Genomic DNA, 16,119 nt, shown 5'->3' on the forward strand with positions numbered 1-16,119 from the left:
AGCATGCATTTTCATATAGTTGTGCATGTTATTCAAGGAATATCATGTTTGTTTTCTAGGAAAGTTAGTTTATTTTGGTTTTTCCACTTTAAGTATAATTTTTAATTTATTATCTGAAAACTTTATCGGATTGGCTCCTTTACCCTAACAGCTAATAATTGTGAGCTAAACACTTTATTTTATATATTATATCCATTATTCTAAGTGTTAAAAACATATTACAAAATCAGCCATTTATTAGCTTCAGAAATTTCCGGTTTTAAAATTAGTATCTAGATTTAGAATTTTCGATTTCATTTTTAAAACTTAATGGCTGTTTCCCTGTAGGTTTTTGAGAATTTCCGAAATCAGAACTTTTAGACTGAAATAGTCTGGTGAGCTAAACATCCTGAATATTCTTTCACCTGGGATGTTCCGTGGTTCATTATCGATTATCCGGGGATAAAAATGCAAGAAAAACTTATAATGATAGCGGTTTTAGTTCTATTGGTATTGACATCATTATCAACTATTCTATACTGGTGGAACCTACCACTGGCTAAGAAAAAAATGTTTTGAATTTGTATTTGGAAAATCGGTGCAAAATATGACAGCCATGTTTTTTCGGGCAAATAGTCCATTTTTACGGAAACTCTGTTTATTTTATATTTTTTGAAGTCTCTTCGAATTGAGAAGAACTTCATGGTACTTCCGGAAAAGGAAACATTGCAAATGCGGTACCAGATAAGTATATTTGTTTTCTGCTAAGAGTTATTAGCTTTTTCGTTAAGGATATTATTTAATAGCCGGAGACCAAACTTATAACTATGACAGCTCTGGGTATAGTTGGGTGTAGAGTATTTGAGGATGAAATTACCCATGTGCTTGCAAACGGCCCTGATATAGACAGGATCTACATCATAGAAAACGAAGAAAACAACGGCCTTCTATACAAGCTTGAATCCGAAGGGTTTGAACCGGTTGTCCTGCCCTTTTACAAAATAAAAGCAGACCTGAAACGTAGTAATGAGTTCAACATTATTGTTCAGCTTCAGGGAATGGGACTCCATATAGACCCTGCCCTGCTTAAAAGTAAAACGTATACAAACGTTGACCTCATGTCCAGGCTTGTGGACGGAATTCTACTTTTTTACGGCTCCTGCGGACAAGCATTTTCCAGGATACAAAGAGATTTTGCTCATAAAGGATGCCCTATAAAGCCACTTCAGGACAGGAGCACAGGCGAATCAATCAAACCCGTTGAGGACTGCATTGCAGCAGCTCTCGGAGGCAACTCTAATTATCGGGAAATCCTGAAAAATCACAGTGATACCTTTTTCTTAACTCCTATGTGGGCTGTAAACTGGAAGACTGTCTTCAGAGTTGGCGATAAACCGCCTCTGGGTTTTGAATTCACTCCTGAATATATGAGAGAACTCGGTTACCGAAAAGTTGCTAGAATTAACACGAAACTATCCTATGAATCTGATTTTGAGAAAAAAATTGAAGAATTTGCACATAACTTCGGTTTCGAGATCATAGAACTGGAAGGAAGCACTGAAATAGTGAAAAAATCGTATAACCAGATGCGAACCATGCTTCGCGGGCCACTTAAAGTCTAAATATGTTTTTACTTAAAAGCGCTCTAAAGTTACTGAAATATTCCCGTTGTTATGTCAATTTCAAGATAAATAGCTTTAATTCAGAAACTGTATATAATTCTTGATACCCTTCCAGCACTGAGAGTTTCTTCGTCTTCAGTTACAGGACTATTTTTCGTGAAGCAAGTCACGTCTACAAAATATTAAAAAGTAGTTATTTTTTAGCTTACATGACATTATCAGGTAAACCTTCAGATTATGCAAAATCAGTACATTGATCTTATCTCGATGTAATTGATACTGATCTCAATGTAATTGATACTGATCTCAATGTAATTGATACTGATCTCGATGTAATTGATACTGATCTCGATGTAATTGATACTGATCTCAATGTAATTGGTACTGATCTCAATGTAATTGATACTGATTTTAATATAATTGATAAGTGCAAGTACGAGCCAGTGGAAAAAAGAGATCAATCCCGGCAACCAAAGAAATCAGTTTAGAAACGTTTCCACATCTGATTTTAACAAACATGCTCATAGCGGAAGTTAAAGTATCGAATTCATCGTTTTGGTATTGAGATAATTGACCATAGAAGTAAGACAGAACTGACCATAAAAATACAACAAATTGACATAAAAATACAACAATACAACAAATTGACATAAAAATACAACAAAAGAGAGAAAAAATTTAATAGAAATTTTAGGGCAAGTTACTCCCGGAAGACTGCAGTTTTAAGGAGATAAAAATGGCAAACTACTCCTTAAGACTGCAGTTTTAAAAAAGTATTAAATAGCAAATTACTCCCGGAAGACTGCAGTTTTTAGGGGAATAAAATGGCAAATTACTCCTGGGAAACTACAGATTTACGGAGGTTTAAATGGCACCTCAGGTGACAAATCAAGTAAATTTGATTTGCATATAGTAAAATTACATTTAAATATATAAATATTTCGTAGTCTTAAGACGCCGTTAATAAAAGAGATAGATGATAAAACAAGTTAAAGTGAAGGTTTAAATTATATAAAAATAATAGAATATAAAAAGAAGGAAACAGTAGAAAATAAATAAACAATTTTAATAAGTAATTGATTTCAAATAAATAAGCAATTTCCTTTGCTGTGAAGTTATCCAGTTGTAGTATTTCAATAATCATCAAAGAGTTTCATTGATTTATGAACGAAAGAGTAATGCTCTTCACTATTTCGAGCAGGTAACTTATAGTTATTTTTTGAATTTGATCTGACAAAGATAATGTTTTGAAAACGTTTTGGGGAAATAACATTCAAAAAAGATGGTTCTTTATCGTCTTATTTTCCAATTGAATAACTGTTCTCGAGTTCTGCAAAACCGTGAAGAGCTATAATATGTATTAATGCAAAAATGCTATTTATTGACCTTTTTACCTAAATAGCTAATAATTGTGATCCAAAAACCTTGTTTTATATATTTTATTCCTTAATGCTCCAAATGTTAAATCTGTAATACAGAATCGGCTGCCCATTAATTTTTGGAAGTTCTTAGCTTGAACTGCAAGTAAAATCGAGAGCATCCATTTCACTTTTAGAACTTAACGACTGTTTCAGGCAAGTTTATAAAATTCGCAAAATTTTAACATAAAATCAACGTGAACAAAGCATTCCGGTTATCTTTCTTCCGGGGTGCTCTAAGGTTCAGAGACATTATTCTGGGGATAAGATGCGTACGGCACAAAGTAGGTTATTGGTTTTATGTGCAGTGGTCCTTTTACTGCTAGCACAGAACGTATCGGCTGATGAAAATCATGTAAATATTACTTTTATCTGTTATGATGGGAGCGCCCTTGCTGCAGCAGAGCAGTCCAATCCCTACAATGCAAGTATGAATGTAACGTATATTTCTGGGTATTCCGACTTTAGCAATGTCACCTTTGAAAACCAGGATGTAATATTTTCCTATATGCTCTGGTCGCAGTTCGAAGATATAGGGGGTGATCTAGAAAGTGCCCACGAAAATGGGACTGCACTTATAGATATTTCTTCTGCGATAGATACAACATATATCAACACTTCAAGTTATGATCATATTTTTACCGGGACCAAACCATACAATTCTACAGAAGAAAAATTCTTCTACAATATGGGCTCCAGAGGAATCCTGAAGAAAAACACTGAAAATTTCATTACATACCTAGCAAAAACATATGGAGATAAACCTGAGCTTACGAAAAACTGGGTTTATGAAGACCCTGTAGAATTCCCCGAAGCAGCAATTTACCATCCGGATGCCCGTTCTTCAACTAACGAGTCTCAACCCGACTGGTTTGAAAACACAACTGACTACCTTGAATGGTACTCTAACTCAACTAACTCAAATGAATCACGACATATTTACGACAAGAGCAAGCCAACTATAGGGATATGGTTCCATGCTTCGGATTACACAGGTGACAACCTTGAGGTCATAGATGCACTCATCCACGATCTGGAAGGAAAAGGCTGCAACGTAATTGCAGGTTTTGATACTTTCAACGATATTCATAAGTTTTACTTTGACGAAAATGGAGATCCTCTTGTCCAGTGCGTAATTTCTCTTAAAAGCTTCCGTTTGAATTATGATGATCCTGATAAAGGTGTACAGGAGCTTAAAGACCTTGATGTCCCCGTGCTTACCGGACTGGTTGTTACAAATCCTGCAAACTCTACCGACATAGCTGACGGCAATAGAGGTATCCCCAGTGAAGAGGTTGTATACAAGACTCTACTCCCGAGCATTGATGGAATTTTCGAGTATATTGTGGTCGGAATTGATAATTACGATTCCGAAACCGGTGAAAGCAACTATGAACCTCTTCCCTCCCAAATTGACTGGATGGCAAACAGGTCAATTAACTGGGCGAACCTGAAGTTCAAGGATAATGAGGATAAGAAAGTCGCTGTCATCTATTACAATTACCCTTCAGGGAAAGACAACATAGTAGCAAATTATCTTAATTCCACCCAGAGCATGTTTGAACTCCTCAATGCAATGAATAAAAGTGGCTATGAGGTCTCCGGAGTTCCGGAAAACAGCAGTAAGCTCATGGAAATGCTTCAGGCACAGGGTATAAACGTAGGTTCCTGGGCTCCCGGTATTCTGAATGGAATGGTCGAAAACAGAACTGAGTGGGGACTGCAACTCATACCTATGGATACCTATAAAGAATGGTTTGAGTCTGAAATTCCGGAAAATCTGAGATCCAATGTAACCTCTGAATGGGGAGAACCCTGGTCCGAAGACCTGCCTCAAAATAAGAGTGTTATGATCTATGAAAATGAAACCGGAAAATATATTGTAATTCCTACGGTACGCTTCGGAAATGTCTGGCTCATGCCCCAGCCTGCCAGAGGAACAGGACAAAACAATGACACTCTTTACCATAGCAACGTTGTACCTCCCACACACCAGTACATAGCTTTCTATCTCTGGCTACACCACGAGTTCCAGCCTGATGCACTTATTAATATGGGTACTCACGGTACGCACGAGTGGCTTCCGGGTTCTACTTACGGCATGAACCGGACTTCAGACTGGTCTCCTCTCCTGTTGCAGGATACTCCGAATATCTATCCTTACATCGTTGCCAACGTGGGAGAAGGAATAACTGCGGAGTACAGAGGTAATGCTCTGATTATTGACCATCTGACTCCAACCCTTGAGCGTGGTGGACTTTATGGAGATTTGCAAAACCTTTCAACTAATGTGGAAGGGTATTATGATCCAGGAATTTCTTCTCAGACAAAAGCAGGATACCAGAAAGCCATAGTAAACGAAATAATAGCACTCAATCTAAGTGTTGATCTGGGAATAGATAACGTAACTACTATTCAAAATTATAATGAAACAGAGTTTGGGGATTTTGTTAAAAATTCACTTCATGAGTATTTGGAAGATATAGGAAATGAAAATATCCCATACGGTATGCATATTCTCAGTCATGTTCCTACGACAAATAAGACAGATCCCGAAAGTGACGAACTTACCGGAATGGTAAGAGCTATGCTTGGAGGAAACTTTGAGGAAAATGTCACTGCTGCCTTCTATCCTGAATCTGCTTATCCTCTCGGAATTCCACTGAATGATACAAAAGTTACCAAACTTGTCTGGGAGGTCGTAACCAATAATACAAGCATTTCCAAGGCGCAAACTGCAGTTTATGGGAAAACTAACAGTACAGTTACACTTGATCTTGAACAGGGACTGGATTATAAGGACAGGCTTCTTAACTGCGACGTGGAGATTGACAGAATTCTTTCAGCCCTGAGTGGAGGCTTTATCCCACCAGGTTCGGGATTGGACCCGATTATGAACCCTGATGCAGTACCTACAGGGTGCAACTATTACAGCATAAACTCGAAGCTTTATCCTTCAGAGGCAACATGGGAAGTAGGTAAATCTCTTGCAATTCAGTTGCTTGAGGATTACTATAAAGAACATGGGGAATATCCTAAAAAAGTTTCATTTTCAAGATTCGGGGTGGAGTTTATTGCGGATCACGGGACTCTGGAAGCTGAGGTGCTCTACCTGCTCGGAGTAAAACCTGTCTGGGATGAAAACGGGTATGTAACCGGAGTTGAAGCTATCCCTGAAGAAGAACTATTGCCAAATTATGATACTTCAAAGCCTGGGAGACCACGTATTGATGTTGTCTACTCAACAGCAGGAATGAGGGATGCTTTTCCGGATAAGATCAAAATGATAGACAGTGCCGTGAAACTTGCAAGTTCTCTTCCTGGCCTAAACTATCCCAACTACGTTAATCAGAGTTCCCTTACACTCTATGACTCTCTGATTGCTGCAGGATATGACAACGAGACTGCAACAAAGCTCTCTACCATGCGCTGCTTTGCAGTAATGGACGGTACTTACGATATAGGAGTCTCAGATGCTATCAGTGCAAGCGGGACATGGGAGAATGAAGAAGCTATTGCGAACGTATACCTGAATAAAATGGGATACGCTTACGGAGAAGATTTCTGGGGCTTCCAGTGCAGAGAACTCCTTGAAGGAAACCTGAAAAGCGTTGAAGCATCGGTACATTCGTCTTCTTCAAACCTTTACGACTCCCTTGATAACGATGACCTTTTCCAGTACTTCGGCGGCATGAACCTGGCAACGAGGCATCTTAGCGGCAAGACTCCGGAGATGTATATTTCGGACACAAGCGACCTGGACAGAGCTCAGATGGTGGGAATGCAGGAGTACCTCAGCAAGGATCTGCGAGCCAGATATTTCAATGACAAATGGATAGAAGGAATGAAGAACTCCGGATATTCAGGCGGCAGCATGATGTCCGATTTTGTGAACAACCTTTTCGGCTGGGAGGTAAGTGATCCTGAACTTGTGGACGATACTGTCTGGCAAGACGTGTATGAAACATATGTAAATGATCCTTCTATGAAAGAATGGTTCAAGAAGAATAACCCTAATGCTTACCAATCTGTGACAGCGAGAATGCTTGAGGCAGTCAGGCACGACTACTGGAAACCTTCAGAGGATATTGTCGAAAATCTTGCAAAGGAATATGAAGAATCCGTGGCAGAGAATGGAGTTTCGTGCTGTCACCATACCTGTGGAAATCCCCTGCTTCATGAGTTCGTAAGTGGACAAGTATCTGTTCCGGGCTACTCCGAGCAAATAGAAGCTGCAACTAAAACCGAAACTCTGGAGACCACAGAAAAGACCAAAAGCAGTAGTAGTGGTAGTCATCACGATCATGATACTGGAAACGCTACCGTAGTACCCAAAACCAGTTCATCCAGCAATCAGACGTCTCAGGATTCAAATGGAGGATATGGTACAGATACTTCCAAACCTGAACCTGAAGTTAAGAAATCCGCAGATACTGATTATGTTGAAGGGTATGAGATGCAGAAGGATTCTGCCGAAGAACCTGAGAATAATGGAGTCTCATTTTCAGGCTCCGATATCTTCGGAATTCTCTTTGTGGTGGTAGCCGCCGGTGGAATTTATCTGGGCATTCGGAAGAAATAAATAGAAAAATTGAATGAAATCCCTAAGGAGGAGTATGCAAATAATTCTGAAAAATTATAAATCTTAAAACGTTAGTGGCTTGAGAATTTAACTAACTTCCGCATATGTCTTCAAAAACGATAACAGAAAATATGTTCTCTTTTTGAAGACATATTCGAAAACTTGAAGTTATTATCTTAATCGAAAATTAGGAAAATGGCTGCTGGAAGTTTCTCAATAAAGGCGAAAAGCCGAAAACTTAGTAAGAATTTTAAAAAACATATGTTTGAGCAACCAAGGAGGTTTTCAAAAAAACGATAGCAAGAAAATAATAAAAATTAAGAGAGAATCTACGAAAAGTTGCCTGTATCGAGATTTATAATTTGCAGAACTTTATTACATTGCCGTATAAGAGAGGTACATTGAGAAAGAAACATAACATTAATATTAAGAGCTTAAACGATACTTATATAAATTAACTTATGACTTACTTTTTATTATGTATATTTGCTGAAATAAGTCAGATTTAGATTTTATTATCTCAAAATCTGTTTTGATGTAGTACTCAAATTTTTTATGATTAAAACCCATATGGGTGTAAAAAGGTACCCAAAGATATTCGAGGCCATCAGTGTTGTTTAAAAAAACACATTTAAGGAAATCTTTAAGAGACATATTAAGGATGTGTTTCTTATTATCCAGGTTAAAAACCATCTGTCCAACAGTTTGTATTAGAAAACTCAATCCGATCATTTTCGGGACAGAAATTACAATAAAACCGTTAGATTCGATTAATGTACTCGCTTCTTTTAGGAATATTAATTTATCCTGATACATGGACTTCCAATTGTTTCCAACATGTTCCATAACTTCCATTAAGAAAATAATTGAATATATTTGTGTGCTTAGCTCCTTTTTTATATCACTTATTTTTTTGTTTTTATTACAAAATAATGAAACGTTATGTAAATGTTGTTTATCTACTGCTACTTTTGCAAAATCTATAGCTTTTTGATTGTATTCTATCCCAACAATGGTATTAAAATGCTTTGACAATGATGGAAGAAATGGACCATCTGCGCATCCTAGATCTATAACATTAACTTTATGGAAGTAATCTGAAGTTAATTTTAATGCGATTTCAAAATGTCTTTTTTTTATTTTTGTTGCTAAACCGGGTTTTAAGTAATTATAATCAGTGTAAGAAAAAGATCCGTGGTATTTTTCATCACAGAATTTGATTTTATTTGGTAGTATAAATAGTTTAGATGACATATTATAAAGTATATTTGATAATATTTAAAAAGTTTACTATTTTAGTTTTTTCTCATTTGTATTAAATTTACCTTTCAAAGATAGAGTTAAAACAATATCAACCGACCGTGAAACTACTCATAATGTATAAATTGGTCCTATTAACTGCGATTTTACATGACTTTTATTAATTTTTAAGTTCCAAAACCGATAAAAGTAAAGTCTACATGATATAACGATATTTTGAAGTTGATATTCGTTTCATCTTCAAAACAATAGCATTTCTGTAATAGTTATTACATATTATGGCAATTTAGCAGAGTTATTAATACGAATATGCTTCATTTGTCAAGCAAACTACCCTAAATAGGCTAAAACTAATTGACTAAAACACACCCACACATATAGAATACCTCATTTCATAACCACTAGAACCAATTTTCCAATATCATATTATAGATACTACACATTTTCATAAGCAAGAAAGTCATTCAACCAACATCTTTGAAAGTTGGTTTAAAAAATGATTGTCATAATCTGTCCCAAAACTAGATGTAAAGGATTTCAGCCTCCTCTATTGCCATAATAAATAACTGGATGGAAGGTTTGCAAATTTCTCTGAAAGCCAATAAAACACAAAATTCTTACCTTTTTATTGATGTTACTGATCTCAAAATAGAATATGGACCTCATTACAAAAATAAAGCTCTTTTTGTGGTTACTGGGATCAGGAATACCGGATACCGTGAGACTCTTGGAGCAAGATTAGCAAACAGTGAAGATTCCTTTTTCTAGCAAAATCCCCTCAAAGACCTTAAGAAAGAAGGTTAAGAAGCTTGAAGTTAATTTTTCTGATGGTCATAACGAAATACAAAAAGCAGTTAAAGAATCTTTTACTGGATCAAGCTAGCAAGTGCATCACATCCATCTCATAAGGCAAAACATAAGAAAGTTCCAAAAAAGAGGGACAAAGAATTAGTAGATAAAACCGGTTCTTCGTCATTCTTTATAGATAGTACTATTTCAATGAGCCATTAAATTAGACACATTATAAATAAAGACTAATTCTTATCCTTTTTTCTTAAAAAGGGATTTTTACTTTTATTTTTTGATTTTGATTTCAGCACTAATTCTGTTCTTTTTCAGTCCGTTGTTTCTCATCCTCTTCTTCAGTCTCTCTTATATAAGGTTTAATATCAAGCACGGGCGTTCCATTAATTGCATCAAGCCCTCTTACATGGAGCACATTACCCTCCACGTTAAGCAGCTCTACAATGGTAAGCCCTATCCCGTTAGGGCGGTAAGGGCTTCGGCTGGCAAAGACTCCGGAAACTTCTCCGTCATAACGACGGCGGTGGATGAGCTTGTATCCTTTCGATTTGCTGAAGTAAAACAGAATGTACAGTTTTTCAAAGTCTTCAATTCTGTAAAGCCCGTCTGTAAACTCCTTCATGAGAACTATCTTTGAAACTTTACTATACACTTCTTCGTTATATACCGGCTCAAGATAGTCATTTTCAACGTAGCCTACAGGAACCATTTCAATTCTTTCGGAAACCTCAGGATTTTCATTCATCTTCTGCCTCAAAACACGGAATGCAAACCATCTGTCCGTTTTTAATCCTGCCCAGAGGTTCCATGAAACCTTCCCCGCATTTGCTGCAGACCAGGGTAGGGTAAATTATGGCCTTTTCCGGCGGCTCGACTTCAACTTCCCTTACCCAAAAAAGCTCTTCTTCGGGCATTTCCAGTATTCTTTGGCTTTTTGCGTCATGAGAAGCCTGAAATTCTTTTTCCTCTTCAAGGTTTGCAGTGCCTGCCCTTAATTTTGCGAAGAGTGCAGTATGCTTTTCGTCAGGGGGGAGAGCATTGGGTTTCAGGGAAATCCTAAGAGCTTTGTTATCGCCTCTTTTGAAGTACGTGTAAACATGTTTTCCGTGGTCCTTGAAAATTAGATTCCCTTTCCCACAGGTGCATCCGTTTATTGCCTGAATGGCATCCACGGCACAGGACCTGTTTTCTACAATTACGACCAGTTCTTCATCTTTGCTGCGGTCTTTGAAGCGGTTGGCAGCAAGCGTTGCTACCCTGTAGCCGATGGAAAGTCCTGGACAGACGTGCCCGTGAAACTGTACTGCAGTATTGAAATCCAAGTTTTTGACTCCTGGTTTTTTAGCTCCTAATTATACCAATTTTTACATTAGACCTTCATGTTAGAAATGATTAACTTTAATGAAATAATTCCATATTATTTAGGTGTTATTTATAGATTTTTTATTGATAAATATTACAGAAAAAATCTCTCGTAATAAGAACAGGTTTACTTTCGAGATTTAAGAAACAAGAATGTTCACTCTTTACATTGTTTATGAGGTTTTACTCTTGAAATAACAAAAACACTGAACCCTGGTTTAAGAATTGATACTAATAATTGATATTTATTTAAATCTGGATAAAAAATAAAGTTCTGGTTTAAGACCACTAATTAAGATTTATAAACAGGACTCCGCTCACTTTATATAATATGAATTTAGAGTAGTCAATCTCATCCAGAGCATATCATGAAAAATTGTTTAGGTAAAATCTGTTCTACGTAACTCCAGAAATAACCATTATAATTGGGAGCCTTATTTGCCACCTCTGATAGGCTCCCAATTGCGTGATTCAACCCCTACGATTAAGAGAAAAACCCCTTAACTCTTAATCGTTGACTTTCTCTTTATGTTATAGAGGTATATAACCTATACGACTTTGAAATTTGCGTCGCATTAAATTATTTAGCCGCCTCAAAATCACAACCATGAGACTTAATAGCTGGTTCAAAGATTAGACATATTTTTAATATGTTGGAGTATTATAAAAGTGATTAAATTGCTTTAAAAGTAAAAAAATAGATTATATTTGTTTATTTGATTAAATAATTATATATGATGTATATAGAATAATATTTTCAGGTGAAAATAGATACGAAGTCTGGTTACAGGCACTAATTCATGATATATATATTTTGTAACTTAACATTCAATACAATTTTTTTCTCCATATTGTACATATTATAAATAATAATTATATGTTGAAAACTTTAGCGACTTTTCACTAGACTAGATTACAATACTAATTTCTCTTAGAAAACTAATAGTTTTGGAATTGATTTTGGAATTGAAGCACTAGGGACGAATAAATATTTATTTTCACATAAGATTTTGAATGTCAGATTTTGAGTGTCAGGCTCCTTTAACAATTGAGGTTTTCAGGAGATACACAATTGAAAAGTGAGAACGTTTAAAAAATGAAGAACACTTGAAAAATGAGGAAGATATTTATCAAATATCTGTATATACAATAAAAACATGAACAGCCCACTTCTCGAATTGATATTCCTTTCCGAAAAAAGGAAAGAACTCCTTTTATTTTTGAAAGATGGGCCCAAAACAATTTCAGAGATTAAAGAAAACCTGAATGTAGGTCTGGTGGCAATTCTCCCTCAACTAAAAAAGCTGAGAGAAAACTCCTTGATTTTAAAGACAGGTGATACCTATAGTCTGGCTCCTCTTGGGATAGCAGTAATTAGTAGAATGAAACCAATGATAGATGTATTAAATGTATTCGAAAGCAAATATGAATATTGGGCAACCCACTCAGTAGAATCCATACCCGATCCTTTGCGTGAAAGGATAGGAGAACTGGCTAGCTGCACCTTTTCCGAACCTCCTGACAGGACACATCTCTTTGAACCTCATAGAGAATTTGTGGAAAACCTTATAAAATCAAAAAAAATAAGTGGTATTGCCTCGATATTTCATCCTCTTTATCCATCTCTTTTCCTTTCTTTTGCAAAAAATGGAGTTGATGTTTCTCTTCTTGTAACTCGTCCGATTTATGAAAGATTGAATAAAGAGTACAGAGCAGAAATGAATGAGTTTCTTAAGTTTAAGAACGCCAGTTTCTACGTTTACGATAAAAAAATAGAACTAGCCTATGCAGTTACTGATATATTCCTTTCCCTTACCCTGCCTTTTTCGGACGGGACCTACGACCATAAAGAAGATGTCCTGTGCTTTGACTCGCAGGCTATTAAGTGGGGAGAAGATCTTTTTGCTTATTATAGAAAGATCTCGGACAAAATAACCGAAATGGACTGAAATCTGAACTCCTTCAAGGTCAGCTCCTGTAACAGCCGGAAGATAATTATAAATTGAACCCTCGTCATCCCTTATACTATGCAAAAAGTTCAGGAAACCGCAGAAAAAATCCGGACTATGGAAATCCGGGGAGCAGGCAGGATTGCAAAAGCTGCTGCTGAAGCTGTAAGGGACTATGCAACAGGACTGGACGTAGCTTCAATGGAAGAATTCAGTGCCAGAATAAGGGAAGTCTCGAATTTTCTCATAAGTACTCGCCCAACAGCCGTTTCCCTCCCAAATGCCGTAAAACTCTCATCAAAATATTCTTCAGCAAACGTGGAGGAAGCAAGGCAGGAGATCATTGAAAACGCAAACCTCTTTATAGAGAGAGCGGACAAGGCTCTGGAAAAAATAGGAAAAATCGGGTCAAGAAGAATCCAGGACGGGGACGTTATTATGACCCATTGCAATTCCCATGCTGCTCTTTCTATCATCACCAAAGCTTTTGAAAACGGAAAGGATATCTCCGTAATTTCTACCGAAAGCCGCCCGAGGTGTCAGGGCTTATTGACAATCCGTCACCTTAATGATTTTGGAATTCCCACAACCCTGATTGTAGATTCTGCGGTGCGCTACTACATGAAAGACGTGGATAAAGTTATTGTCGGAGCTGATGCTATAGCAGCTAACGGTGCGCTGGTAAACAAGATCGGAACCTCACAGCTTGCGCTTGCCGCCCATGAGGCCAGAAAAAGCTTTATGGTCGCAGCCGAAACCTTCAAGTTTAGCCCGAGCACGATTGTCGGAAACCCTATAGAAATCGAAGAAAGAGCTGTAGATGAAATCGTGGACCTGGCAGTTATTTCAGAGCTTTCTCACGTGCAGGTAAGAAATCCGGCTTTTGACTTCACTCCTGCCGAATATATAGATATGATCGTAACCGATATTGGAATCATCCCGCCTGCAATGGCTTATACCGTTATAAAAGAGCATCTTGGATGGGAGCTTGGTGAAATCTAGGGTGTATGAGGGTCAACAAGAAGGAAAAAACATGATTAATGTTGAGTATATAGAAGGTTCACAAGAGGTATTGTATTTAATACAACCTATGTGGGAGAGACTTAAAGATTATCATCAAAATAAATCGAAATATTTTGCAGATAATTATGCGAATAAAAGATTTCAAGATAGAGTTAACGAATTAACAGATGATTCAAAAGTTGGTATGAAAGTTAACTTAGTAAAAGACAAAGTCACAGGGCAATATATTGGATACTGCATTAGCACAATTAACAAAGAAATGATAGGGGAAATAGACTCACTGTATGTGGAAAAAGAATATCGCAAACAAGGGATTGGAAGCCAATTGATGGAAAGATCCCTGGAGTGGCTGGATAAAAATAAGGTAAAATCAAAAATAATCGCCATAGGAGATGGAAACGAAAGCGTAATCGATTTTTATAATCATTATGGCTTCCATATAAGAAAAATAATTTTAGGACAAGTTTCGAACGCTTAATGATCCTTAATTGTTCCATCCTTAATCTGGAGCACCCTCGAACACTCCCTTGCGACTTCAGGGTCGTGCGTCACAACAAGAATTGTCTGCCCTTTTTCACTCAATTCTTTAAAAACTCGTACAATTGAGTCTCTGGTTTTACTGTCCACCTCACCTGTAGGTTCGTCAGCCAGGATAACAGCAGGCTTATTTGCAAGTGCCCTGGCAATAGAGACTCTCTGCTGTTCGCCTCCAGATAATTCCGAAGGCTTATGGGAAAGCCGGTCTCCAAGTCCAAGTTCTTCAAGCAGTGCCTTTGCCCTTTCTTCCCTTTCTTTTTTAGGCACCCTGGAAAAGCGCATGGAAAGCTCCACATTTTCAAGCGCAGAAAGTGTAGGGATAAGGTTATAGTGCTGGAAAATAAAGCCTATTTTTTCCCTCCTCACGCGTGGAAGCAATTTTTCAGGCACAGAAGTAAGGTCTGTCCCGTCAAGAATAATTTTTCCGTCCGTGGCTTTTTCAAGTGTACCTATAAGGGCGAGAAGAGTTGATTTTCCGGAACCTGAGGGTCCCATTATCGCAAGAAGTTCACCTTTTCTTACGGTTATACAGGCGCAGCGAAGAGCAGGGACAGGAATCTTGCCTTGAAAATAGGTTTTGGAAAGGTTTTCAACCTGCATTATGACTTTCTGTTCTTCATTTCGAAAATTGAGCTTATTCTCTTCTATACCCGGCTTATTCGAGACTTCAAACCCTCTTTCTTCAATCCCTGCTTCAGGCATGCTTCAAAGCCTCCATAGGACTCATTTTAAGAACGATGTTGGCTGTTAACGAGTTTATGGTCTTTAGACGATAAATTTAATGTTTAATGCCCTTCCCTTTTATTTTCTGTAAATTAAGTGAATTAATCAGATTATATAATCATTGATGGTCAATTTGTATCTAATTGATATTATATATTTGAAAATCGTATATTTATACTATGGGAGAACGAGGTCCAAAACCACGGTTCATTGACGTTTTCTGTCCGAACAAAGAATGCAAACTCTATGGTCTTACTAACCAAGGCAATGTTGTTGGAAATGGAACTTACATAAGTCGTGGAGAAAAAACAAGAAGATATCTTTGCCGCCATTGCGGTAAAGTCTTCAACGACCACACAGACACTTTTTATCATAATCTTCGGAAAGCTGAGAAAACTATTGATTTAGCTTTAAAAATGTCTATGAAAGGTATGAGCATTGAAGCCATTGCCGATGTTTTAGAGGTAGAATCGTATCCTCTTCAAATTGAGTGGAAAGCTCTCAATTTCTGCTTATTGAGCTTTTTTCTCTGATTAGTTGAGCTAAAGATGGCATCTCAAATATACTGCTGACTCTATCACATATGTACTGATATGCACTTACATCCAGTTTCTTTGCTGTCTGAACAATCGTCATAAATGTGTCGTTTGCCTTTGTTCCTTCCTCTGTTATAGTTTGAAGGCTGACATCTCTTTTTCTGACCTTTGCTCTTGCTGCCAGTTCCGCTGCATTGTTATGCAGCGGAATCTCTGGCAAACTCAGCACCTTTAACAGGTATTCTTTGTTCTCTTTCGTCTTAGCGATTCTTTCATCCAGCTTTTCATATCCTGTTTTGGTAGAAAACAACTGATCAAACTTGT

The 16,119-nt window shown here is 37.2% G+C and carries 10 protein-coding genes and 2 pseudogenes; 7 read left to right on the forward strand and 5 right to left on the reverse strand.

All coding sequences use genetic code 11. The features are described from left to right. The first annotated feature begins 806 nt into the window (after positions 1–806). Both ASJ81_RS01695 and ASJ81_RS01705 read left to right on the forward strand, forming a co-directional pair. Positions 807–1,601 (forward strand): DUF1638 domain-containing protein, encoded by a 795-nt coding sequence (locus ASJ81_RS01695; RefSeq protein ID WP_095642961.1) that lies wholly within the window; start codon positions 807–809, stop codon positions 1,599–1,601. Between the two features lie 1,686 nt (positions 1,602–3,287). Further along, the gene (locus ASJ81_RS01705) at positions 3,288–7,601 is read left to right on the forward strand and encodes a cobaltochelatase subunit CobN (protein ID WP_095642963.1); all 4,314 of its coding nucleotides are present in this window, start codon (positions 3,288–3,290) and stop codon (positions 7,599–7,601) included. A 459-nt stretch (positions 7,602–8,060) separates the two neighbouring features. Here ASJ81_RS01705 and ASJ81_RS01710 read toward each other — a convergent pair whose 3' ends face one another. Further along, positions 8,061–8,855: a class I SAM-dependent methyltransferase gene (locus ASJ81_RS01710; protein WP_095642964.1), complete on the reverse strand. Its 795-nt coding sequence runs from the start codon at positions 8,853–8,855 to the stop codon at positions 8,061–8,063. A 601-nt stretch (positions 8,856–9,456) separates the two neighbouring features. Here ASJ81_RS01710 and ASJ81_RS24745 point away from each other — a divergent pair. Beyond that, positions 9,457–9,821: pseudogene (locus ASJ81_RS24745) on the forward strand (transposase); the annotation flags it as partial. 139 nt (positions 9,822–9,960) lie between these two features. Here the strand turns inward: ASJ81_RS24745 and tsaA are convergent. Next, positions 9,961–10,410, reverse strand: a complete 450-nt coding sequence (tsaA, locus tag ASJ81_RS01720) for a tRNA (N6-threonylcarbamoyladenosine(37)-N6)-methyltransferase TrmO (protein WP_095642966.1) — start codon at positions 10,408–10,410, stop codon at positions 9,961–9,963. Further along, positions 10,403–10,987: an FmdE family protein gene (locus ASJ81_RS01725; protein WP_095642967.1), complete on the reverse strand. Its 585-nt coding sequence runs from the start codon at positions 10,985–10,987 to the stop codon at positions 10,403–10,405. Before ASJ81_RS01725 ends, tsaA begins: the two co-directional genes overlap by 8 nt. Before the next feature lie 1,197 nt (positions 10,988–12,184). Between ASJ81_RS01725 and ASJ81_RS01730 the strand changes: the two genes are divergently transcribed. The 3 genes from ASJ81_RS01730 (at position 12,185) to ASJ81_RS01740 (ending at position 14,477) form a co-directional block, all read left to right on the forward strand. Beyond that, entirely contained in the window at positions 12,185–12,976 is a 792-nt protein-coding gene (locus ASJ81_RS01730) for a helix-turn-helix transcriptional regulator (protein ID WP_095642968.1), read from the forward strand. 78 nt (positions 12,977–13,054) lie between these two features. Continuing rightward, a complete protein-coding gene (locus ASJ81_RS01735; RefSeq protein ID WP_095642969.1) occupies positions 13,055–13,978 on the forward strand; it encodes a ribose 1,5-bisphosphate isomerase in 924 nt (307 codons plus the stop codon). Then, positions 13,968–14,477 (forward strand): GNAT family N-acetyltransferase, encoded by a 510-nt coding sequence (locus ASJ81_RS01740; RefSeq protein ID WP_245859698.1) that lies wholly within the window; start codon positions 13,968–13,970, stop codon positions 14,475–14,477. The genes ASJ81_RS01735 and ASJ81_RS01740 overlap by 11 nt, the downstream gene beginning before the upstream one ends. On the opposite strand, the gene ASJ81_RS01745 is transcribed toward ASJ81_RS01740, so the two are convergent. Further along, positions 14,474–15,136 carry an ABC transporter ATP-binding protein gene (locus ASJ81_RS01745; protein WP_095642972.1) on the reverse strand — a complete coding sequence of 221 codons (663 nt, stop codon included), beginning with the start codon at positions 15,134–15,136 and terminating at the stop codon, positions 14,474–14,476. The two genes, ASJ81_RS01740 and ASJ81_RS01745, sit on opposite strands and share 4 nt — an antisense overlap. 302 nt (positions 15,137–15,438) lie before the next feature. Between ASJ81_RS01745 and ASJ81_RS01750 the strand changes: the two are divergent. After that, positions 15,439–15,729, forward strand: a pseudogene (locus ASJ81_RS01750) (transposase); the annotation flags it as partial. Between the two features lie 31 nt (positions 15,730–15,760). On the opposite strand, the gene ASJ81_RS01755 reads toward ASJ81_RS01750, so the two are convergent. Then, a partial coding sequence (locus ASJ81_RS01755; protein WP_170943143.1) for an IS66 family transposase occupies positions 15,761–16,119 on the reverse strand: 359 nt, incomplete at its 5' end.

The sequence above is a fragment of the Methanosarcina spelaei genome (assembly GCF_002287235.1).
Classification (GTDB): Archaea; Halobacteriota; Methanosarcinia; order Methanosarcinales; family Methanosarcinaceae; genus Methanosarcina; species Methanosarcina spelaei.

Coding starts and splice junctions, on each gene's coding strand:
- tsaA (WP_095642966.1), bottom strand. CDS start 10,410: ATGAATGAAAATCCTGAGGTTTCCGAAAGAATTGAAATGGTTCCTGTA.
- ASJ81_RS01735 (WP_095642969.1), top strand. CDS start 13,055: ATGCAAAAAGTTCAGGAAACCGCAGAAAAAATCCGGACTATGGAAATC.
- ASJ81_RS01730 (WP_095642968.1), top strand. CDS start 12,185: ATGAACAGCCCACTTCTCGAATTGATATTCCTTTCCGAAAAAAGGAAA.
- ASJ81_RS01710 (WP_095642964.1), bottom strand. CDS start 8,855: ATGTCATCTAAACTATTTATACTACCAAATAAAATCAAATTCTGTGAT.
- ASJ81_RS01705 (WP_095642963.1), top strand. CDS start 3,288: ATGCGTACGGCACAAAGTAGGTTATTGGTTTTATGTGCAGTGGTCCTT.
- ASJ81_RS01695 (WP_095642961.1), top strand. CDS start 807: ATGACAGCTCTGGGTATAGTTGGGTGTAGAGTATTTGAGGATGAAATT.
- ASJ81_RS01745 (WP_095642972.1), bottom strand. CDS start 15,136: ATGCAGGTTGAAAACCTTTCCAAAACCTATTTTCAAGGCAAGATTCCT.